This window comes from Desulfuromonadales bacterium (genome assembly GCA_035620395.1).
Lineage (GTDB): Bacteria > Desulfobacterota > Desulfuromonadia > Desulfuromonadales > DASPGW01 > DASPGW01.
Window position 1 is genome coordinate 1 of sequence record DASPGW010000056.1, and the last position, 20,347, is coordinate 20,347.

A 20,347-nucleotide genomic window follows, 5' to 3' on the forward strand; every position below is an offset into this window, starting at 1 on the left:
CCTCCCTTTCGAGGGAGGCTTTTTTGTCCGGCTACTGGTGTATGTTTCGAGACCGCGACAATTCCACTTTTTTGTGGACTAGGGGGCGGCCACGGGCAGGGTGACGCTCACCGTCGTTCCCCGGCCCAAGGCGCTCTCCACGCGAATTTCCCCGCCGAAGGCCTCGACGATGTGCTTGACGATGCTCATCCCCAGGCCGACACCGCCGCCAGCCGTCCGGGGCGCGTCGGCCCGGTAGAATTTCTCGAACACCTTGGCGGCTTGTTCCTCCGTCATGCCGATGCCCTCATCAGCGACGGAAATCCGGTAACCCTGCGACACCCGGTCGCCCCGAATCCGGACCAGCCTCCCTTCGGGGGAATATTTGATGGCGTTGCTGATGATGTTCTCCAGTATCTGACCCATCTTGGCCTTGTCGACATTCAGCAGGGTTCCCTCTTCGGCAAGGGTGATGTCCAGCCGATGCCGGGTGCTCCAGGTTGCCAGGAAAGGCTTCGCCTGGCTGAAAATTTCCTTCACCGTACACGGAGTCAGGTCCAGCGAGAGGTCATGCCCCGCCTCGATATGGGCGATATCGAGAATATCTGCCACGATCTTCGCCAAGCCGACAGACCTTTGGCAAATTGAGCTGACAAACTCCCGTTGCTCAGCGGAAGAAAGATCTTCCCGGGTCATCAACAGCTGGCAAAATTCCTGCGTCGAGGTCAGGGGGGCACTGAATTCCTGGGCTACCGCGGTGACGAATTCGGTCTTCATCCGATCGCTTTCCCGCAAGGCCTCCTCAGCCTTCCTGCGCTCGGAGATGTCCTCGATGAAAGCGGTGAAGGTATGGGTACCGCGCAGCAGGATGGGCGTGACCGCAAGTTGAACGGGGAATTCATGGCCGTCCCGATGCCGGGCCATGACCTCGATGCGCCGGTTCAGAATCGGGCCTTCGCCCGTCTGCAAAAAGTGCTTCAGCCCCTTCTCGTGCGCCTCGCGTATGGGAGGGGGGATGATGGTCTCGGATAGCCGTTTGCCCACGGCCTCTTCGACCGGCCAGCCGAACATCTCCTCGGCCTGGGGATTCCAGCCGGTGATGATGCCCTTCTCGTCCATCTCCACGATGGCATCGAGGGAGGCCAGCAGGATTGCCTGCGCCCGGTCCCGGCTCTCCCGCAGCTCCTTTTCTGCGCGCTTGCGCTGGGTAATGTCGGCACAAATGGCGAGCACACCTGCCACCTCGCCCCACTCGTTCGCCAGGGGGACCCGGCTCGTCAAAAATACGGCCTCCTTGCCGTCCGGCTGAAGCTGGGTCTCCTCGACATCGAGCAGCGGCACCCTTTTTTCCATGACCACGCGGTCATATCGTCGGCGCGATTCCACCTCCTCCCTTCGCCAGGTGAGGTCATAGTCGGTCTTGCCGACAATGTTTTCCTTGCTTCCGACCCCGGCCACGCTGGCAAATCTCTGGTTGCACCCGAGGTACCGGCCCTCTCTGTCTTTCCAGAAAACGTAGATGGGGATATTGGAAATGACCTCATCGAACAACTCTCGCCCAAGATACGCTTCCCTGGTGGTATGCCGAACCAACCAGGCGAGCAGCAGTGCCGTGATTAAAACAAAAACCCACCCCTTGGCGGTCTGCATGCGGGTCAGACTGGCAGGGTCGTCGAAATACCACAAGAGGAAGCGATCGGAGAATTGAATCCACAGCCCGGCCGCAAAGGCATAGATCGCAGCGACCTTGATGGCAGCCTTTTTTGCATTGCTGGAAATGTTCTCACCCAACATTTTCCTGACCGTCCTGTTTCGATCGGGTCATTCCATTTTCTCTGCAGCGAAGAACCGTTTCCACCCGCTTTATTCTAGCACCAAACAGGACTGCGTTTCATGGGCGCATGCTGGTAGACATGAATCTTCGGAACCATCATTTCTTCCGTTCGCCCTGGCCCCTTCACAATTTCATCTTCCTCCAGACGGCGGTGACGACGCCGATCATTTGGGTATTCGAGGCCGGTTGAAAGGGGGAATACGCGCTGTTGTCGGGGGCAAACCATTCGCCATCGTCCTTGATCCGGTAACGGCGCAGGATGATGTCGCCCCATTTACTGTTCACCAGGACGACTTCCCCGTTTCTGGCATTCCCGCCCAGTCTGAAAAGAACCAGATCATTGTCCTGGATGGTGGGGGCCATGAAGTCACCGTAGGCCACAAGGGCAAAGCAGTCGGGAGAACTGTCGGGCAAGGAGAGGTAGCCAACGATGTCGGCCGGATCCAGCCGATGAGGGAGGTCCGGTGAAATTCGTCTGAGCAGTGGCGTCTTTCCGGCAGAAGGTTCCGGTGAAAGGTTCATGCCGGGCAAGGTCCCGGCACCTGACTCCCCGTCCCCTGAGGAAAGCCACCGCTCCTCTATCCTATACCGATGCGTCATGGCGATCAGGAGGGTAGCCGAAGGGACTTTATTGCCCCGTTCGATACTGCTCAGAAATCCCTGGGCGATTCCCAATGAGTCGGCGAAGGCCTTCTGGGTGAGGCCGTGGGATTGACGCACCTGACGGATGCGCTCGCCCATTGAAACATTCGATTTTTCCATTCATTTTCCCACGATAAATACTCTCTGCGCCGGCTGACATGGCCGGAGCACCCGGCACCCGACAGGAGCTGCACCGGGCGGCTACCAGGAGGGATGCAGACATTCTTTCTTGATGAATTCACGCAAGGTGTGCAGGTCGTCGAGGCGCAGATCAAGGAACTGCACCCCCATTCCTGGCGGCAGCCCGGTACTGACGGGTCGGTCGGCAGTATTGACCCAGGCGACCCGGCCACGGCAGCGGATCGGCTGTTTGCCCTCCGGAAGGCAGAACTCGAGACTGAGCGGCGTCTCCGCCGGCAGGAGCTCCCTGGACTCGATGAAGACCCCGCCGGTGCTCAGGTTGACCGAGTAATCGACCAGCAGCTTCTGCGTGCCGGTGCCATAATGGACCCGCAGACGGGCGCTGGCTCTGGGAGGGGTACGCGCAACGATATTGAGGAAGCGGCCGGCAATCTGCAAGAGCAGGTGGCGGTTGATCGGTTTCGTCACCACATCGTCGCAGCCGGCCTGCAGACAACGCTTCAAGGTCGCGGGTTGATCATTGGGCGCCACCAGTATCACGGGAATCTGCCGCAGCGCCGTGCTTTCCTTGAGCCGGCGGCAGCATTCGTCCCCCTTCATTTCCGGCAAATCCAGACCCAGCAGCACCAGATCCGGACGCTCGGCGGCCGCCATCTCCAAGGCTTTCCGACCCGTCCGGGCGACCAGCAGGTCGACCGCCTCGCGGGTAAAAAAGGCCTCCTCCAGATGCAGGAAAAGGTCAATATCCTCAGCCAGCAGGATTTTCCGCCAGCCGTCACCGTCTCGAGCCCCCCTCGTTGCCCCCGTCCGGCTCATCTCCTTGTCGGTCTCCGAAGAGGCTCGAGCCGCTCCCATTTCCCTCATCTCAAAGTCTTGCATTCCCTCTCCCTGCGTTGCTTTTTCGGTGAGAACAGCGATTGACAGGCACCCTTGGAAATACATTAACATTTCAAAGAGATTTTTCAACAGAAAAAAGGGCTTTTTTATACCAACTTTCGTGAATAAATATTACATGGAAATATTTTGTCGATATTTTGCCCTTAAGCAGGGCGGCCGGCTGTTACGGAAAAGTGTGCGGGAAGGGCGAACACCCCCTTCAAGGCAGATACTGGTAACGGAATCCGGGGCTGAACAGTTCCTCCACGCCGCTCTCCAGGGCGCCGAATTTGAGCGGCAGATACGGGGCGGTGGTGTAGATGTTGCCGGCAAAGGCTCCCTCGCTTCGATAAAGGATGACCCGGGCGTCGGTTACCCCGGCCAGCTCGCGGGTGCGCGACACGGCATCCTCCAGGTAGCCGATGCGGTCGATCAGGCCGATCTCCATGGCCTCGCCGGCGTCGAAGATGCGCCCGGTAGCCACCGCCTTCTGCGCTTCGGGAGAGAGACGACGGCTCTCGGTGAGCAGGCTCATGAAACGTCCGTGCAGGCGGTCGGTGATCGCCTGCATGAGAGCGGTTTCTTCCGGACGGCTCTGCCGCAGTGGCGACCAGAAATCCTTGAGCGGGCCGCTGCGCACCGTGCTGATCTCGACACCCCACTTCTCGAGCAGTTCAGCAACGGTGAGCTTGAAAGAGATCACCCCCACCCCGCCGAGCACCGAGGTCGGATGCGCCATGATCTCGTCGGCCGCCAGCGCCGCGTAGAAGCCGCCGGAAAATCCCTTGTCCATGATACAGGCGACCACCGGGATCTTCCTCTTCTCGCGCACCCGCCGCAGTTCGTGGTAGAGGATATCGCTAGCCGTCACCGAACCGCCCGGGCTGTCGATGCGCACCACCACTCCGACCACTTTGTCGTCCTTGATGATGCGCTCCAGTTCTTCCTTGAGCCGCGGCACCAGCGGGGGGCGTTTGCTGAAGCGGTCGAAGCCGAAGGGGGCGAGGGAGATGATGCCGGTGATGTCGACCACGGCGATCTTCGCCCGCCCCTTCCCCTCCACCACCTGCTCCGTTAATTTCCCCGGCTCGGCGGCGACATTGACCTTGACGAAGGCACAGCCGGCGAGGATGAGGATCGACAGGATGCTGAGCAGCACGCGCATGTTTGCCTCCGGTTCGCAATAACGCTGAAGGGGGATGCTGGTGAATGGCGATATTTTTCGGTTGCATCGAGTATAGCCGTTGGGAAAGCCGGCCGCCGCATCCTTGACATTTACGCCAGGCGAATCGTATAGTTGCCGACCATGAGAGACGTCTTCATCGCCGATGCCCACCTGCTCGACCCCGCCGACGAAAATTACCGGCGGCTGCTCGCCTTTCTCGACGGACTGCGCGGCCAAACCCGGACTCTCTACCTGCTGGGGGACGTGTTCGAATTCTGGGTCGGCTACCGGCATGTCGTCTTCGCCCCTTACGTACCCCTGCTGGAAGCGCTGCGGCGCCTGCGCGAGGGAGGGACGGAAATCGTCTGCGTCGAAGGGAATCATGACTTCCACCTCGGCCCGTACTTCGAAGAGGGACTTGGCTGCCGGGTCCTGCCGGATGGCGGGGAGGTGAAAATCGACGGCCGCCGGGTCTTCATCGGCCATGGCGACCTGGTCAACCCCGCTGACCGCGGTTACCGGCTGCTGCGACGGACGCTGCGCAGCCGGCCGCTGCGCTGGCTGATGCAGGTGGTGCCTCCCGACTGGACCTGGAGCATCGCCCGCTGGGCCGGCCGGCAGAGCCGCAAGGGACACTCGGCCAGGAAGACCCGCTGGCAGCCGGAAGCGATGCTCACTGCCCACGCGGAGGGGCTCTTTGCCGCAGGGTACGAGGCGGTGGTGACGGGACATTTCCATCACCCGCTGCGGCAGGAGACGGGCGGCAAGACGCTGGTCGCCCTCGGCGACTGGATCGATCAATTCTCCTACGCCGTCTGCGAGGACGGCCGGTTCGAGCTCCGCACCTATCGATCCTGATCCAGGGTTTCGGCTGCCAGCGGTTTTTTCAGCCGTTCTCTTTTTCTCACCATCCTGTGCACCAGTTCGGCCAGGGTCATCCCTTCCAGGCTCTGCCGCCCCGCCTCCCTGATCTTCTTCTCCACCTCGCGAATCACCTCCCGCTCCGGCGTCTTGCGCAATTCGGTGTAGTTGATGCCATCGGCCCGGAGAGACTCGATTATTTCGTGGATCTGCAGGGTTTCCGGGGCACGCCCGGGCTGATAGGCCGGCTCTCTCCCCTCGCCTTCCTGGACCTCGGAGAGCAGGCCGAGCCGCAGCAGCTCTTCCAGTACGCTGCGGGCCAGGCGCGGCGGCAGTTCCAGCGCGGCGGAGATCCGCTCCAGCTCCCAGGGCTTCTCGCCCCGGTAGAAGGTTTCGGCCGTCACCAGCAGAACGGTCAGGGCGACCAGCTCGCGGCTCGCGAAGTTGACCTCGCGGCCGCGAATTTCACGGCGCAGGGTGCGCAGGTTCTGGCAGGCGTAGGTGATCTCCAGCCCGAGCAGCGCGATCAGCCAGGAGACGTAGATCCAGACCATGAAGATCGGCAGCGCCGCCAGGGTGCCGTAGATGGCGTTGTACTTGGAGACGCCGACCTGAAAGTTGACGTAAAACCATTGTGCCAATTGCCAGAGGGTGCCGCCGAAAATCCCTCCGACCAGGGCGGCGCGAAAATTCACCCGGGTGTTGGGCATGAAGATGTAGAGGCCGGTGAAGGCGGCCCACATCACCACGAAGGGGAGCACCTTGAAGAGGAGGAAAATGACCTCACCGACGAAGGCCATGTCGAGAAGTGCCTTGACGAAGGCCTGGTTTTCGATGGTGGTCGTCATGGAGATGGCCGCGATCAGAAAAATCGGGCCAATGGTGACCACCGAAAAATAGTCGGCAAAGCGGCGCAGGAGGCTGCGGGTCTCCTTGACCCCCCAGATATAATTGAAACTTTCCTCGATATTGGAGAGCAGAGTCAGCACCGAGACGATCAGGAAAACTATTCCGACGGCCCCCAGCTGACCGACATTGGTATTGTCGATGTAGCGGATGATGGCGGTGATGATCTGTTCGGAGCCGATGGCGAGGCGCTCGAGGATGAGCGGCTCGAGGATATTATGCACCCCCAGCCCCTTGAGCAGGGCGAACATCAGCGCCAGCAGCGGTACGATGGAGAGGAGGGTGGAGTAGGTCAGGGCCGAGGCCCGCAGCATGCAGTGGTCGGCGAAGAAGTCCCGCGCCACCAGGGAGGCGATCTGCGCCTGGCGCAGCAGAAACAGTCGCCAGCGGGTCAGTTCATGGGCGTCAATCTCCCAGATACCGCGGCTGAGAAACACCCATATCCGCTTCAGTTTGCTACGCCAGTCAGGCATCCTTCTTTCCCCGTTTTTTTCCTGTTCCGGGCATGAAAAAGCCCACGCGAGGTGGGCTTTTCCGCGCGAGGATTTTCAGGCCGGTTTCTGGTGCTTGGCGCGTTCCGCCTCCATCGCTTCCTTGCCGGCCTCGACCGCCGACTTGACGATATCCGCCTTCTCCTGAAGGACTTCCCGGCCCTCTTCGATGGTCTCCTTGATCCTGGCTTCGGCCTCTTCGGCGATGTCCTTGATCCGCCGGCGCACATCGTCGGCCATGCCACGGACCTTGTTGCGGGTTTCTTCACCCGAACGGGGGGCCGTAAGCAGCGCCAGACCGCCGCCGATGGCAGCGCCCATCACGAAAGCAAGGAAAACGGAACCGCTATTGCAACATTTGTAGTCTTCTGCCATCTCTGTCACCTCCCTTTTTCTTTGACCAATTGTTTGAGAAAAACCTTGCTGGCCGAGCGCATACCCAGCCAGAGGCTAGCCAGGTTGCCGGCATACCGTCCGACATCGTGGCGCAGAAAGCTGTTGACGCTGTGGATCGACTCGCCCACCTGCTCAAGCGAATCGGCGAGAAAAGCGGCCTTGCCCATTCCCTCCTCCACCTTGCCCGCGGCGCGGTTGAGGTGTTCTGTAGTCTCCCGCAATTCCCGCAGCATCGGCAGCAGGTCGCGCTGGGCTTCGCGAAGGAATTCGTCGCAACGCTGAGCAGCGTTGCGGACCTGGATCAGCATCGGCACCAGATAGATGACGACGATAAGCAGCAAGATGGCAGCGAACAGCGCTACAATGTCAATCTGCATCGGCATAGAACAACCCTTTCTTGAACAGTTAGGAAGATAACTGCAGTTCTGCATCAATTACAGCATATTCCCGCCCGTTTGCAATGATATGAATCGTTTATCAGAGTTCGAGCAGCAACGCCTCGGCGATGGTGAGCCGCTCCCGGTCGGGAAGCTGTCCATGAAACGCTTCCGAGACGAACAGGGCGTTGATGGCAGCCAGCGTGGTGTTGAGACGATCCAGGTCGATCACCGCGCCTGCGGGCAAGGTGTCGATGTTGCGGAAATTCTCGGGGCAGTAGTCGATCCGCCGCGCCTCCCCCTCGCCGGCCAGGAGCGGCAGGCCGTGCGTCCGGCAGATGATCGGCCGCGCCGCGTACAGCAGACAAGCACCTGCTTCCAGCAGCGGGCAGGGGCCGTCGGCAGTGGCCCGGCGGGCTAATTCGCGGATATGTTCGGCTGCCGACTCGGGCAGGTCATCCAGTGCCTGCGCCAGGGCCACTCCTTCCACCCAGAAGAGACTCAGGTGCCGGCAGCAGGCATCACAACCCCGCCGGCAGGAAATCCGGGCACGAAATTCCGCCTCGATGCGCTGGCCCAGGGCATCGACCCGCTCGACCAGGGTGCGATAGTTGTGGAGACTTTCCATCTTTTCCTCCGTTGCCGGCAAAGCTGTCCTCGGCAGCATAACCGCGGCCGTCCGACTGGTCAAGCCGACCCTAATCCTCGGTGGGAATCGGCGTCACCGGCAGGCCGAGATCGGCCGGGGCGGCATCGAAGGCGCTCACCTCCCCTACCAGGATCACCGGCTGCCGGTCGGGGTGCAGCCGGTTACGGGCGGCGGCCAGTACATCCTCGGCCGTCACCGCCGCGACCCGGTCGCGGTAGGTCTCCAGGTATCCGGCAGGATAGCCGTAGAAATCGAGCCGCAGGAGCTGGCTGACCACCTCATGGCTGTCGGTGAAACCGAAGACGAAGGAATTGACCAGGCTCTCCCGCGCCAGGGCGAGCTCCCCGGCCGAAACCGGCTCCTCCCGCATCTCCGCCATCAGCCGGCGCAGCAGCCGGACTACTTCGATGGTCGAGGCGCTCTTGGTCTCGCAGCCGGCAATGAACGGTCCGGGCAGGCGCCGTCCGACCTGGAAATAGGAATAGACCGAATAGGCCAGGCCGCGATTGGAACGGACCTCCCGCATCAGCCGCGAATTGAAGCCGCCGCCACCGAGAATGAAGTTCATCACCCGCACCGCATGCAGATCGGGAGCCGACTTGTCGATGCCAAGTTCGCCGATCAGGACCGTGGTCTGCGGAACATCCTTCTGTCCCACCAGCACCATCGGCGCCGGGGAGGCGGTAACGGCTGGGACGGCCTGCGGGGTGAAAGCGGCCCGCGGCCAGTCGCCCAGCGTCCGCTCGATGAGCGCGAGCAGCGCCGTCCGGTCGAAATCGCCGGAAATCGCCAGCCAAAGGTTGTTGGGATGGAAATAGCGGCGATGGAAATCGATCAGGTCGTCGCGCCGGATGGCGGATACCGTCGCCACCGTCGGTGTCCGGCCGAGGGGATGGTCGCCGTAAATGGCCCGGGAAAGCGCCCGGGAGGCGATCGCCTCCGGCTCGTCGTTCTGCCGGCGGATCCCTTCGATCGCCTGCTTGCGGGCCAGTTCCAGCCGTTCCGGAGCAAAGGCGGGCCGGCGCAACAGGTCGGCCAGGATGCCCATCCCCGCCTCCAGGTCGCCCGCCTGCAGCGAGAGATCGAAGGTGGTGGCGTAAATATCGGTCACGACGCTGAGGTCGGCGGCCAGCCGCTCCAGGGTCCGGTCGAGCGCATCGGGGGTGGTGTCGCCTGCCCCTCCGGTCCGCAGCGCGGCGGCGAACAGGCCGCCCAGGCCGGTTTTATCCGCGGGATCGCCGATCGAGCCGGCGTCCAGCATGGCGGTTACCTGCACCAGCGGGAGTTCGCGATCCTCCTTGAGATAGAGGCGGATACCGTTGGGCAGTTCGACCGTTTCCACCTGCGGCACATGGAAAACCAGCGGCGGGAAGGCGAGTCGGTCGGGGCGCACCTCCCGCAGGGAAGGCGCGCAGCCGGGCAGCAGCAGGGCCAGGAGAAAAAGGGGAAGCAGGATGTTCCGGCAGCGCATCATTGCTCTCCTCCCTTGCCGAGGGTCGCCACCACCCGGTTGGCGGGGGTGAACCAGGTGCGGGCCGCGGCCATCACTTCTTCGGCGGTAATGGTCGCCACCTCCCGGTCATAGGTGACCAGATAACGCCAGTCGCCGGCCACCGTCTGGTAGTAGGTCAGCATCCGCGACAGCCCGTCGTTCCCCTGCAGCATGCGCAGCCGGTCGACGCGCAGCCGGTTGCGGGCCTGCTCGAGTTCCTCGGCCGATACCGGCTCTTTCGCCAGGCGCTCGAGCTCGGCGTAGATGGCCGCCTCCACCTCGCGGGTGGTGTGCGGATGGCGCGGCACAGCCGAGATCACGAAGAGGTTGGGGTAGCGGGACCCGGGCGCGCCGTAGGCGCCGACGGCGGTGGCCAGTTCCTTCTCCAGCACCAGGGAACGGTAGAGACGGGAGGTTCGACCGTTGGCGAGGATCAGGTCGATCAGATCGAAGACGTAATCGTCGCGCGTGGGCAGGGTCGGCTTGTGGAAAGCGACAGCGAGCTGGGGCTGGGCGTCGAACTGGATATGCAGGCGCTTCTCACCCCGCTGGGGAGGTTCCACGGCGGTGACCGACGGCACCGGCATCCCCGGCGGGATCGGGCCGAAGTAGCGCTCGACCATCCGGATGGCGGCGGTGGTGTCGATGTCGCCGACCAGGGCGATGACGGTGTTGGCCGGGGCGTAGTAGCGATGCAGAAAGTCGCGGGTCTCGGCCAGCGAGAGGTTGCTGATGTCGGAGTCCCAGCCGATCACCGGATGCCGGTAGGGATGGACGGTGAAGGCGGCGGCGATGAGATTCTCGTAGAGCATGCCGTCGGGGCTGCTCTCGTAGGAGCGGCGCCGCTCCTCGCGCACGACCTCCCGCTCGGTGTAAAACTCGCGCAGCACTGCGTTCTGCATCCGGTCCGCCTCGATGGCGGCCCACAGCTCGAGCTTGTTGGCGGGAAGCGAAATCAGGTAGGTGGTAAGGTCCTTGCTGGTGAAGGCGTTGTAGCCGACCCCGCCGTTTTCGGCGTAGATGCGCGAGAACTCGTCCTTGACCACGAACTGCTGGTGCTCCTGCTGCAGCTTGGCCAGGCGCTCCCTGAGCTCGGCCACCTTCTGCGGATCGGCTTCCGGAAGATGCTTCAGCGCATCGAGAACCGAGCCGACCTTCTCGATCTCCTCAAGCAGCGGCTTCTCCCGGGCGTAATCGGTGGTCCCCAGGGTTCTGGTCCCCTTGAACAGCATGTGCTCGAGCAGATGGGCCACGCCCCGCTGCTGGCTGGTCTCATGGACCGAGCCGACCCCAATGGTGATATAGGCGGCAAAGGTCGGCGATTCGTGGCGCTCGACGACGAGCAGCTTGAGGCCGTTGGCGAAGGTATGCTCGCGGACCTTCTCTTCCAGGGGCTGGGCGAAGGCGATCGTCGCGCCGAGGAGAAGAAGCGGCAGGGCGGTGCCGAGCCGCCGCAGAAACGTCAGGTGCATATGGTCAGACTCCTTGTTTCAGGTGAGCAGAAGGATGCATGGAAAGGCGACACTATATACCGGAATGACTGATTGGTCCAGTAGGGGCACCCCTCGTGGGTGCCCGCCTGTCGTGAAAACCATAAAACCAGGGCAGGCACAAGGCCTGCCCCTACATCGGACCGCACCCGCGGTCAGAACAGCGAAAAATTCACGTAGCGACCCGGGTTCTTCTTCATGTCCTGCACCAGAGCGTCGAGGTTTTCCAGCGTCCGGGCCAACTGGTCGTGCAGCTCGGCCTCGCTGATCAGCTTGCCGGCGGTCCCCTTCCCTTCGCGGATCGCCCGCAGCAGGGCATCGACTTCCACCAGTGAAAGCCGGGCCTGGCGCACCGTCTCGAGGCTCTCGTCGTAAAGGGCCGGGTCGTGGGCCAGGCGGGCGAGGGTGCCGCCGGGATCCTGCATGGAGGTCACGAACTGCTCCATCTTGCGGGCGGCACTCTCCCCCTGCGCGGAGAAATCGACCATCTTCTGGTAAAGCTGCGGATCGGTGATGATTTTCGCCAGGCTCCCATCCCCTTCGGTCATGGAGGTCAGCACCTTTTGCAGCCGCTCGGTCAGGTGCACCAGATTGTCGTAGAGGGCCGGATCGTTGACCAGCCGGCTCAGCGAGCCATCCCCCCCCTCAAAGGTTTCGATCAGGCGGTCGAGACGCTGGAAAGCCGAATGGGCCTGGAGGACCGCCTCGTCGAGCCCGGTCGGCGCGATTCCCTGCAGCGGCACGTCGGGCAACAGCCCGAACCGGGTACCGGGAGTGATGTCGATATACTTCTCGCCGACCAGCCCGCGGGTCTTGACCGTCACCACGGCATCGGGCCCCAGGCGCCGGGCGGCGGGCGCGTCGATGGCCAGGGTCACGGTCACCTGGTCGGAACGCAGCGGCTCGCTGAAGGCGATGTCCGCCACGGTGCCGATGACGACCCCGGAAAGCCAGACCGGCGCCCCGGCCTTGAGACCCTGCACATTCGGCAGCAGTACCGAAACCTTGGTCGTCTGGGTAAACAGACGCGTCTTTTCACCCACCAGGAAGATGCCGATGGCCAGAAAAACGAGGCTCACTACCAGCAGCAAGCCGACCTGAACTTCGGCCCAGCGGATATCCTTGCTCCGTTTCACGGTTGCCTCCCTTTGTCATTCACGTACTGTTCCGGATGGAGAAAGCGCCTGACGGCCGGCAGGACCGAACTCTCCATGGCCGAGCGGTCGCCCTGAAAGACGATCCGTCCGTTGTCGAGCAGCATCAGTTGTTCTCCCACCCGGAAAGCGCACTCCAGGTCGTGAGTGACGACCACCGTCCCTTTTCCTTCATCCTGGCAGCGGACGATAAGCTCGTTGATTCGGCAGGAAGCCACCGGATCGAGGCCGGCGGTCGGTTCGTCAAAGAGGATGAGCTGCGGGTCGGCCGCCAGCGCCCGGGCGATCGCCGCCCGTTTGCGCATGCCGCCGGAGAGCTGGGAGGGGTAGAGGTCGATCGCCTCCTCCAGCCCCACTTCCGCCAGCTTCTCGCGGACAATTTCCTCGATGGCCGCCGGCGCCAGCCGCCCGGCCTCGAACAACCGGTAGCCGACGTTCTCCCCCACGGTCAGGGAATCGAACAGAGCCCCTCCCTGAAAGACCACCGCCAGCGTCTTGCGCCGCTCGATCAGTTCACTCTCCGGCAGCCGGTTGATGTCCTTGCCGTGCAGCAGGACCCGCCCCCGGTCCGGTTTCCACAACCCCAGGATCACCTTCAGGATGGTGCTCTTGCCGACCCCGGACTCCCCCAGGATCACCAGGCGCTCGTCGGCCGTAACCTCCAGGGTGAGCCCCGTGAGGATTTCCTTGTGCGCCTTTGCGAGATAGACATCCTCGAGTCTGATCATCGGAAAAACACCAGGAATAGTTTGGTCAGGAAAAAGTCGGAGACGAGAATGAAGATCGAGGCCAACACCACCGAGCGCTTGGCGGCCACTCCCACCGCTTCGGCACCGCCGACGGTGCGCAGTCCCACGTGGCAGCCGATCGAGGCGATCACCAACCCGAAGAAGAGCGGCTTGCACAGGCCCATGGCCAGATCCGGGAGCTCCAGGAAATCGACCACCGAATTCCAGTAGAAGCCGGCATAGAGATCGGTCATGGTGCCGACGATGACAAAGCCGCCGAACAGGGCGATGGTATCGGCCAGGACGGTCAGCAGCGGCAGACTGATCAGACAGGCGAGAAAGCGCGGCACCACCAGCTTGCGCACCACGTCGGTCCCCTCGACGGCATAGGCGTCGAGCTGCTCGGTGACCGCCATCGTCCCCAACTCGGCGGTGATCGAAGAGCCGACCCGGCCGGCGACCATCAGCGCCGCCAGCACCGGCCCGAGCTCGCGGACGATGGAGAGGCCGAGCATGCTGCCGACAAAGGAGGTGGCGCCGAAGCGGGTCAGCACGGTCACCCCCTGCAGGGCGAGGACCATGCCGGTGAAGATGCCGGTGAGCAGAATGATGAAGAGGGAATCGACGCCGATGCGCTGCAGCTGGTAGATCGTCTCGCGCCCGTAGAAGGGATGGCTGAACACGCGGGCGAGGGTCTTGAAAACCAGGCGGGCGTAGAGGTCGGCTTCCAGCAGGAAGCGCTTGACGGAGGTTTCGACGGCAGCCAGAGGCATGACGGCGGCGTCGACGACGATCAGGAAGGGGCAGTCAGCTGGGCTGACCGCGGACAGTCGAAGCTTTCCCGGGGACGGCTGTTGCGCCCGCCGACCAAGGTCCGGGCAACCACCTCCTGCATGCTGTCGACGAAGACGATGGTCATCTCTTTCTGGATGTGCTCGTCGATATCCTTGAGGTTGTCCCGGTTGCGCTCGGGCAGCAGGACGGTCGTCACCCGGGCGCGGCGGGCCGCCAGCACCTTCTCCTTGACTCCGCCGATCGGCAAGATGCGCCCCGACAGCGTCAACTCGCCGGTCATGGCGACGTCACGCCGGGCCGGGCAGCCGCTGAGCAGGGAAATAAGGGCGGTGGCAATGGTAATGCCGGCCGAAGGCCCATCCTTGGGGATCGCCCCGGAGGGGACGTGAATGTGCAGATCGCTTTTCTCGAAGAAATCCGGATCGATGCCGAATTCGGCGGCATGGGCGCGAACGTAGGTCAGAGCCGCCTTGGCCGACTCCTGCATCACCTCGCCGAGGCTGCCGGTCAGCTGCAGTTCCTTCTTGCCGGCCATGCGCGACGCCTCGACGAAGATGATGTCGCCGCCCGACTCGGTCCAGGCGAGACCGGTGACGACGCCGACGCGGTCCTCTTCGGCCGCCACATCAATGAAAAAACGCCGGGGACCGAGGAGTTCCTCCACATCGGCCGGGCGAATCTTCTGACGAACCCGTTCGCTGCGCTGGGTGATCTCCTTGGCGACCTTGCGGCAGATCGAGGCGACCTGCCGTTCCAGGCTGCGCACCCCCGCCTCGCGGGTGTAGTCCTGGATAATCTTGCGCACGGCGGCCTCTTCGAAAGTCAGGGGGTGGTCGCCGAGACCGCTCTCTTCGAGCTGCTTGGGAACAAGGTACTTGAAGGCGATCTGCAGTTTCTCCTCGTCGCTGTAGCCCGCCAGGGGGATGACCTCCATGCGGTCCTTGAGGGCGTGCGGGACGGGGTCCATGATGTTGGCCGTGGTGATGAACATCACCCTGGAGAGATCGAAAGGGACATCCAGGTAGTGATCGGCAAAGGAGTTGTTCTGCTCGGGATCGAGAACTTCCAGCAGGGCCGAGGAGGGGTCGCCGCGAAAGTCCTGGCCGATCTTGTCGACCTCGTCGAGCATGAAGACCGGGTTGTTGGCCTCCGCCCGGCAGATCTCCTGGATGATCCGCCCCGGCAGGGCGCCGATGTAGGTGCGCCGGTGGCCGCGGATCTCCGCCTCGTCCTTCATTCCCCCCAGCGAGATACGGATGAATTTGCGTCCCATCGCCCGGGCGATCGACCGCCCCAGCGAGGTCTTGCCCACGCCGGGCGGCCCGACGAAGCAGAGAATGGGACCTTTGGTCGTCGCCCGCAGGGAGCGGACCGCCAGGTACTCGAGGATGCGCTCCTTGACCTCCCTGAGGTTGTAATGGTCCTCGTCCAGCACCTGCTGGGCGCGGTTGATGTCGAGGGCATCCTCCGTCCCCCGGTTCCAGGGGACGGTGCAGAGATATTCGAGGTAGGTGCGCGCCACCGTATATTCGGGAGAGGCGGGATTGATCCGCTCCAGGCGGGCGAGCTCCTTCTCCGCCACGGCGCGAACACTCTCCGGCATTCCCGCCTGGGCGATGCGCTTGCGGAACTCGTTGAGCTCGGCCTGGCGGGGGTCTTCGTCGCCGAGTTCTTCCTGGATCTGCCGCATCTGCTCGCGCAGCAGGTATTCCTTCTGCGTCTTGCCGAGCCGCTTGGCCACCTCGGACTGCACCTCCCCGCGCACCTGGAGCTTCTGCACCTCGCTGGTCAGATGCAGGTAAACCTCCTTGAGCCGCTCGAGGGGGTCGATAATTTCCAGGATCCGCTGCTGGTCCTTGAGCGGCAGGTTGAGGTAGACCGCCACCAGGTCGGCCAGCCGGCCGGCTTCCTCGATCTGGTCGATCATCTTGAGGACGTCGCCGGGCAGCGGCCGGCCGTAGGCGAGAGCGATCTTGAGCAGGGCGTTGACGCTCTGCACCATCGCCTCGGAAACCAGTCCGCGGCTTTCGCGCTCTTCGACCGCCTCGACCCTGGCTAGATGGAATGGCCTTTCCTGGGTGAAGCTGCGGAGCCGGATGCGCGCCAGGCCCTCCACCACCACCTTGCACCCCCCTTCCGGGAAACGGAAGATCTGGTTGATGCGGCAGACCGTACCGATCCGGGAAAACTCCTCGAGACGACAGGCTTCACCGGCCCCGAAGCAGGCGACCAGTCCGAGCAGATGCTCGCCGCGCATCGCCTCGTCGACCATCGGCATCGCCGCCGCCTGGACAAAGAGCGGAAAGACCATGTGGGGAAACATCACCTGTTCCCGCATGGGATGGATGGCCAGGACCGGTGGTATGGAAAGGGCCTTTTCGAACATGCGCCGCCTCAGTGCAGGTTTCACTCAAATTCGGGATTGACTTCCTCGATGGTGCGCGCCAGAACCTGGGGAAATTGTTCGGCAAAGGAGGGGTTTGCCGCAGCCAGGAAATTTTTCAGCGCCGCCAGTTCGATCTTCAGCCGGTCCACTTCCACCCGCAGTTCGAGCAGCCGTTTGTCCGCCTCTCCACCCGCCAGTTTCAGCTCATTCTGCAATCTCGCCAGCTGTTCCTGCAGCGCGATTTCGTTCATGGCGTCTTCCTTTTCGGCCAGGAGAAAGGGGGTTTACCGTCCTAGTCAAGAATATCAATCGCCCAAGGGGTGTCAAGCCAGGCCCCGGCTTTGACAAAGCCGGTGGCGGGTGGTTTACTCAAAGCGGATTGGGCACGGCAAGCAGCGCCCTTCGAGGATAATGACAAAATAGATAATGAGGTAAACAATGAAACGCATCGCGGTATTGACCAGCGGCGGCGACTGTTCGGGAATGAACGCCACCCTGCGGGCGGTAGTGCGCGCCGGTCTCGCCTCAGGGCTGGAGATATTGGGCGTCCGCAAGGGCTATCGCGGCCTGCTCGATCGCCAGCACGAGATTCTCACCACCCGCTCGGTCAGCAACATCCTGCAGCGCGGCGGCACTTTCCTGCAGAGCGCGCGCTGCAAGGAGATGCTCACCGAGGAAGGGCAGCGGCGGGCGGCCGAGCACCTGAAGGGACTCGGCGTCGAGGGGCTGATCGTGATCGGCGGTGACGGCTCGCTGCGCGGCGCCCTTGCCCTGCACCGGCAGGGGGTGCAAGCCCTCGCCATCCCCGCCTCCATCGACAACGACATCCCCTTCACCGACATGGCCCTCGGCGTCGACACGGCGCTGAACAACATCGTCCATGCCGTCGACTGCCTCAAGGACACCGCCTCCTCGCACGACCGCACCTTCGTCGTCGAAACCATGGGACGCAACTGCGGCTATCTGGCAGTCGCCTCGGCGGTCGCCTGCGGCGCCGAATACGCGATTGTCCCCGAGGTCCCCTACGACCTCGCAGAGATCTGCAGGAATCTGCGCCGCCGCTTCGAGGAGGGGCGCGACAACTCGATCATCATGGTTGCCGAGGGGGTCGCCACCGCCCAGACCATCGCCGAGCGGATCAAGGACTGCGTCGGCTTCGAGACCCGCATCATGGTCCTTGGCCACTACCAGCGCGGCGGCTCGCCCTCCACCTTCGACCGCTTGCTCGGCGCCCGCTTCGGGGTGGCGGCGGTGGAAGGGCTGCTGCGCGGAGAAACGGGGAAAATGGTCGGCCTCCGCTGTACCAGCATGGAATTGACGGAACTGGAGAGGGTGGTGCAGGAGCCCAGTCGTCCCATCGATCCGATGATTCTGAAGCTGGCCGGGACGCTCGGGGCATAAACTGAAGGCTGAAGGATGAGGGATGAAGGCCATCAAAATCCTTCATCCCTCATTCAGCCATTATTCATACTTCAGCCTTCAGCCTTCATCCTTCCACCGGGTAACCCGACTCCCTCCAGGCGTTCACGCCGCCCCCGAGGGCCCTGGTCTTCTCGTACCCCTGCTTCAGGTAGGTTTCCGCCACACTGGCGGAAGTCGCCTCCTCCGGTCAGGCACAGTAGAAGATGATCTCCCGGTTCTTGGGGAGCTCCGAAAGCCTGGCCCTGAAGGCGTCCAGGGAAATTGCGCCCTCCAGATGAACCTGGCTGAACTTCTCCATGCTGTCGTAAGCGCAGACCAGCAGGGCCTCTCCCTGCTGCACCCGCTGCCTCGCCTCCCGAGGCGAAATCCGTTGAACTGCCATACGCCACCTCCGCTTTCGATGTGAAGGACAACCTGCGGCCGGGAAGCATTCCGGCCCTGAGTATTCTTCTAGCAGACGGGCGCAGAGATGCAAGGGGGGCGGTTGCGGCGGTATACTGAAGTCAGCCCGGGAAGAAAGGAGAACATCATGAACAGAAACGCATTCGAAGCCATCTGCCGGGCCATTACGGCCGGCGAGGAGAAGTATCTGGAGAACGTGGAAAACCACCATGCCGGCAAAGCCGTGGCCTGCAGCGACGAGACGGTGGAGATCGATATCTACGGCAAGCGGGAAAGCTGGCCGCTGGACCGCTGCGAGGAGGTTGAGAAGCCGCATTTCGATTATCATCGCTAGAGGCGCACCGGCCGGCCGCCCGGCCGGTGTTTTTTTTGCGGGAGACCCCATGATCAGAAGGCGCTGGCTCCTGGTGCTGCTCGCTGTGCTCGTCTTCCTCCTGGCCCTGGGGCGACGGAAGGTCTGGGGAATGTTCTTTGCCCGGCCGGAGCGCCAGGCGCCGGCGCCGGGCCTCCCGAACCCCGCTACCTGGAGCGGGCGCTGGTCACGGAATGGCTGTTCAAGGTCGACCTGGTGGTGAACCTGCCGGTCATCAAGACGCACCGTTCCGCCAGCTACTCCATCTGCCTGAAGAACTTCATCGGCTGCACCCACCTGCGTCAGCGCCCCTACCTGATCGATGTGGACCACTGGGAGGAATTGGTGGCCGAATTCAACCTCGCCTTCCGCCCCGCCCTGCACATCGTCGACGGCACCGTCGCCATGATTGAAGAAGGTCCCTGGGAGGGTCCTTCCGCCCCGACCGGCCTGATCATCGCCAGCGGCGACGCCGTCGCCGCCGACGTGGTCGGACTCGGCATCATCAAGTCCTTCGGCCGCTGGCCGGCGGTCGCCGACAAGAGCCCGTGGGAGCAGAAGCAGATTCGCCACGCCCTGGCGGTCGGCCTGGGTGCCCCGGCCGGGAGCATCCGTCTGCGGGTCGCCCCGGGGGACGAGACCTTCACGGCACTGATGGCGCGGGTGCGGGAGTTCACCGGTCTCTGAGAGCCGACGCCGGGCGCGAAGCCCCCTTTTTTCCAGAGGTTATTTGTATCCGGTGCGGCGGAAGCGGTAAAATGATAGGTAGGCAACCGGAAGGACCAATCAGCAGAAACGGGGGTTAATATATGGAAAGAATCGTCGGAGAACCCAATTGGAAAGCGGCGACGCTCTCCGGGATCATTGCCGGTGCAGTCTTTCTGATCCTTGCTCTGGTGTTGGTGCCCCTCGTCCTGGGCGGCAGCCCCTGGGCACTGCCCCGGATGATCGCAGCCATCATCATGGGTGAGGGCGTGCTGACGCCGGAAACCTTCGATCTCGGCATCGTCGCGGCGGCGGTGGGCGTGCACTTCGTGCTGTCCATCATCTACGCCTGCCTCTTCGCCTCGTTCCTTGGCCGGATGCAGCTCGGCCCGGCCCTGCTGGCCGGCCTCGGCGGGGGGCTGGTGCTCTATCTCGTCAACTTCTACGGCTTCGCCGTACTTTTCCCGTGGTTCGTCGCGGCCCGCACCTGGGTCACCATCGCGGACCACCTGATCTTCGGGCTGGTGGTGGCGTGGTCCTACGTGCACATGACCCGGCCGCACGCCCGCGAAGAGGCGCGGAAGTCCCCTTCGATGAAGGAGAAACACGCTTAAGGACAACTCCGGTTGCCTGAGCGCTGCGGGCTGCCGGCTTTGCCGGCGGCCCGTCTGTTTTCGGAGAGGCACAGGTGGCGGCGGGGCCGGGGGCACCTTCCGCTTTCGATAAATTGCGGATTTCTATGGGATTTCATATAATTAATTAAGTGGCTATCCCGACTTTGGAGGAGGTGAACACCATGAGAGAACTGCTGAGAAGGCTGACATCTCTGCTGACGGCTTTGCTGCTGGTTGTTTCCCTCGCGGCCTGCGCCACGACTCCGCGGGACGAGACGATGCGGGTCAAGTGTCCGGCCTGCGGATATGAATTCGATGCGCCGAGCGGCGACTGACGAGGGGATGCGAAGGCGCACCCCGCCGGTCAGGGCTTCCTGCCGGTGACCAGGCCCCAGTAGCCGAGCGTCGCGACCTCGGCGATGTCGACGAATCCCGCCGCGGCAAGCATGGCGGTGAGTTCGGCGCCCGAGAACTGCTGCCCCTCGGTCCA

23 protein-coding genes are annotated in these 20,347 nt (G+C 63.1%); 7 read left to right on the top strand and 16 right to left on the bottom strand.

Annotated elements, in window-relative coordinates:
* Nucleotides 1-78 precede the first annotated feature (78 nt).
* From VD811_03520 to sppA, 4 genes are all read right to left on the bottom strand, one after another.
* Nucleotides 79-1,773: a PAS domain S-box protein gene (locus tag VD811_03520; protein HXV20047.1), complete on the bottom strand. Its 1,695-nt coding sequence runs from the start codon at nucleotides 1,771-1,773 to the stop codon at nucleotides 79-81.
* A gap of 163 nt (nucleotides 1,774-1,936) precedes the next feature.
* Entirely contained in the window at nucleotides 1,937-2,575 is a 639-nt protein-coding gene (locus VD811_03525; GenBank protein HXV20048.1) for a S24 family peptidase, read from the bottom strand.
* Nucleotides 2,576-2,656: 81 nt separating this feature from the next.
* On the bottom strand, nucleotides 2,657-3,475 hold the full coding sequence (locus VD811_03530) for a TIGR02266 family protein (protein HXV20049.1): 819 nt from the start codon (nucleotides 3,473-3,475) through the stop codon (nucleotides 2,657-2,659).
* Nucleotides 3,476-3,692: 217 nt separating this feature from the next.
* Nucleotides 3,693-4,637 (bottom strand): signal peptide peptidase SppA, encoded by a 945-nt coding sequence (gene sppA, locus VD811_03535; GenBank protein HXV20050.1) that lies wholly within the window; start codon nucleotides 4,635-4,637, stop codon nucleotides 3,693-3,695.
* Nucleotides 4,638-4,778: 141 nt separating this feature from the next.
* Between sppA and VD811_03540 the strand changes: the two genes are divergently transcribed.
* Nucleotides 4,779-5,495: a UDP-2,3-diacylglucosamine diphosphatase gene (locus VD811_03540; GenBank protein ID HXV20051.1), complete on the top strand. Its 717-nt coding sequence runs from the start codon at nucleotides 4,779-4,781 to the stop codon at nucleotides 5,493-5,495.
* Here the strand turns inward: VD811_03540 and VD811_03545 are convergent.
* The 11 genes from VD811_03545 to VD811_03595 form a co-directional block, all read right to left on the bottom strand.
* Complete coding sequence (locus VD811_03545; protein HXV20052.1) at nucleotides 5,483-6,877, bottom strand: YihY/virulence factor BrkB family protein; 1,395 nt, start codon at nucleotides 6,875-6,877, stop codon at nucleotides 5,483-5,485. The genes VD811_03540 and VD811_03545 overlap by 13 nt on opposite strands.
* Nucleotides 6,878-6,952: 75 nt before the next feature.
* Nucleotides 6,953-7,270 carry a YtxH domain-containing protein gene (locus VD811_03550; protein ID HXV20053.1) on the bottom strand — a complete coding sequence of 106 codons (318 nt, stop codon included), beginning with the start codon at nucleotides 7,268-7,270 and terminating at the stop codon, nucleotides 6,953-6,955.
* A gap of 5 nt (nucleotides 7,271-7,275) precedes the next feature.
* Nucleotides 7,276-7,674 carry a DUF948 domain-containing protein gene (locus VD811_03555; protein HXV20054.1) on the bottom strand — a complete coding sequence of 133 codons (399 nt, stop codon included), beginning with the start codon at nucleotides 7,672-7,674 and terminating at the stop codon, nucleotides 7,276-7,278.
* A 94-nt stretch (nucleotides 7,675-7,768) separates the two neighbouring features.
* On the bottom strand, nucleotides 7,769-8,296 hold the full coding sequence (locus VD811_03560) for a YkgJ family cysteine cluster protein (protein HXV20055.1): 528 nt from the start codon (nucleotides 8,294-8,296) through the stop codon (nucleotides 7,769-7,771).
* 70 nt (nucleotides 8,297-8,366) lie between these two features.
* Nucleotides 8,367-9,791 (bottom strand): pitrilysin family protein, encoded by a 1,425-nt coding sequence (locus tag VD811_03565; GenBank protein HXV20056.1) that lies wholly within the window; start codon nucleotides 9,789-9,791, stop codon nucleotides 8,367-8,369.
* Nucleotides 9,788-11,281 (bottom strand): pitrilysin family protein, encoded by a 1,494-nt coding sequence (locus tag VD811_03570; protein ID HXV20057.1) that lies wholly within the window; start codon nucleotides 11,279-11,281, stop codon nucleotides 9,788-9,790. Before VD811_03570 ends, VD811_03565 begins: the two co-directional genes overlap by 4 nt.
* A gap of 173 nt (nucleotides 11,282-11,454) precedes the next feature.
* Nucleotides 11,455-12,435: an MlaD family protein gene (locus tag VD811_03575; protein ID HXV20058.1), complete on the bottom strand. Its 981-nt coding sequence runs from the start codon at nucleotides 12,433-12,435 to the stop codon at nucleotides 11,455-11,457.
* Entirely contained in the window at nucleotides 12,432-13,181 is a 750-nt protein-coding gene (locus VD811_03580; protein HXV20059.1) for an ATP-binding cassette domain-containing protein, read from the bottom strand. Before VD811_03580 ends, VD811_03575 begins: the two co-directional genes overlap by 4 nt.
* A complete protein-coding gene (locus VD811_03585) occupies nucleotides 13,178-13,954 on the bottom strand; it encodes an ABC transporter permease (protein ID HXV20060.1) in 777 nt (258 codons plus the stop codon). The genes VD811_03580 and VD811_03585 overlap by 4 nt, the downstream gene beginning before the upstream one ends.
* Before the next feature lie 20 nt (nucleotides 13,955-13,974).
* Nucleotides 13,975-16,362: an endopeptidase La gene (gene lon / locus VD811_03590; GenBank protein HXV20061.1), complete on the bottom strand. Its 2,388-nt coding sequence runs from the start codon at nucleotides 16,360-16,362 to the stop codon at nucleotides 13,975-13,977.
* Nucleotides 16,363-16,382: 20 nt separating this feature from the next.
* Entirely contained in the window at nucleotides 16,383-16,613 is a 231-nt protein-coding gene (locus VD811_03595; protein HXV20062.1) for a hypothetical protein, read from the bottom strand.
* 187 nt (nucleotides 16,614-16,800) lie between these two features.
* Between VD811_03595 and pfkA the strand changes: the two genes are divergently transcribed.
* Entirely contained in the window at nucleotides 16,801-17,763 is a 963-nt protein-coding gene (gene pfkA, locus VD811_03600) for a 6-phosphofructokinase (GenBank protein HXV20063.1), read from the top strand.
* 208 nt (nucleotides 17,764-17,971) lie between these two features.
* On the opposite strand, the gene VD811_03605 is transcribed toward pfkA, so the two are convergent.
* A complete protein-coding gene (locus tag VD811_03605; GenBank protein HXV20064.1) occupies nucleotides 17,972-18,166 on the bottom strand; it encodes a hypothetical protein in 195 nt (64 codons plus the stop codon).
* Between the two features lie 147 nt (nucleotides 18,167-18,313).
* Between VD811_03605 and VD811_03610 the strand changes: the two genes are divergently transcribed.
* From VD811_03610 to VD811_03630, 5 genes are all read left to right on the top strand, one after another.
* Nucleotides 18,314-18,520 (top strand): hypothetical protein, encoded by a 207-nt coding sequence (locus VD811_03610; GenBank protein HXV20065.1) that lies wholly within the window; start codon nucleotides 18,314-18,316, stop codon nucleotides 18,518-18,520.
* A gap of 49 nt (nucleotides 18,521-18,569) precedes the next feature.
* Nucleotides 18,570-18,761: a hypothetical protein gene (locus tag VD811_03615; GenBank protein ID HXV20066.1), complete on the top strand. Its 192-nt coding sequence runs from the start codon at nucleotides 18,570-18,572 to the stop codon at nucleotides 18,759-18,761.
* Nucleotides 18,755-19,225: a DUF362 domain-containing protein gene (locus VD811_03620; GenBank protein ID HXV20067.1), complete on the top strand. Its 471-nt coding sequence runs from the start codon at nucleotides 18,755-18,757 to the stop codon at nucleotides 19,223-19,225. Before VD811_03615 ends, VD811_03620 begins: the two co-directional genes overlap by 7 nt.
* 122 nt (nucleotides 19,226-19,347) lie before the next feature.
* The gene (locus VD811_03625) at nucleotides 19,348-19,857 is read left to right on the top strand and encodes a hypothetical protein (GenBank protein HXV20068.1); all 510 of its coding nucleotides are present in this window, start codon (nucleotides 19,348-19,350) and stop codon (nucleotides 19,855-19,857) included.
* 182 nt (nucleotides 19,858-20,039) lie between these two features.
* A complete protein-coding gene (locus VD811_03630) occupies nucleotides 20,040-20,192 on the top strand; it encodes a hypothetical protein (GenBank protein ID HXV20069.1) in 153 nt (50 codons plus the stop codon).
* Nucleotides 20,193-20,347 lie beyond the last annotated feature (155 nt).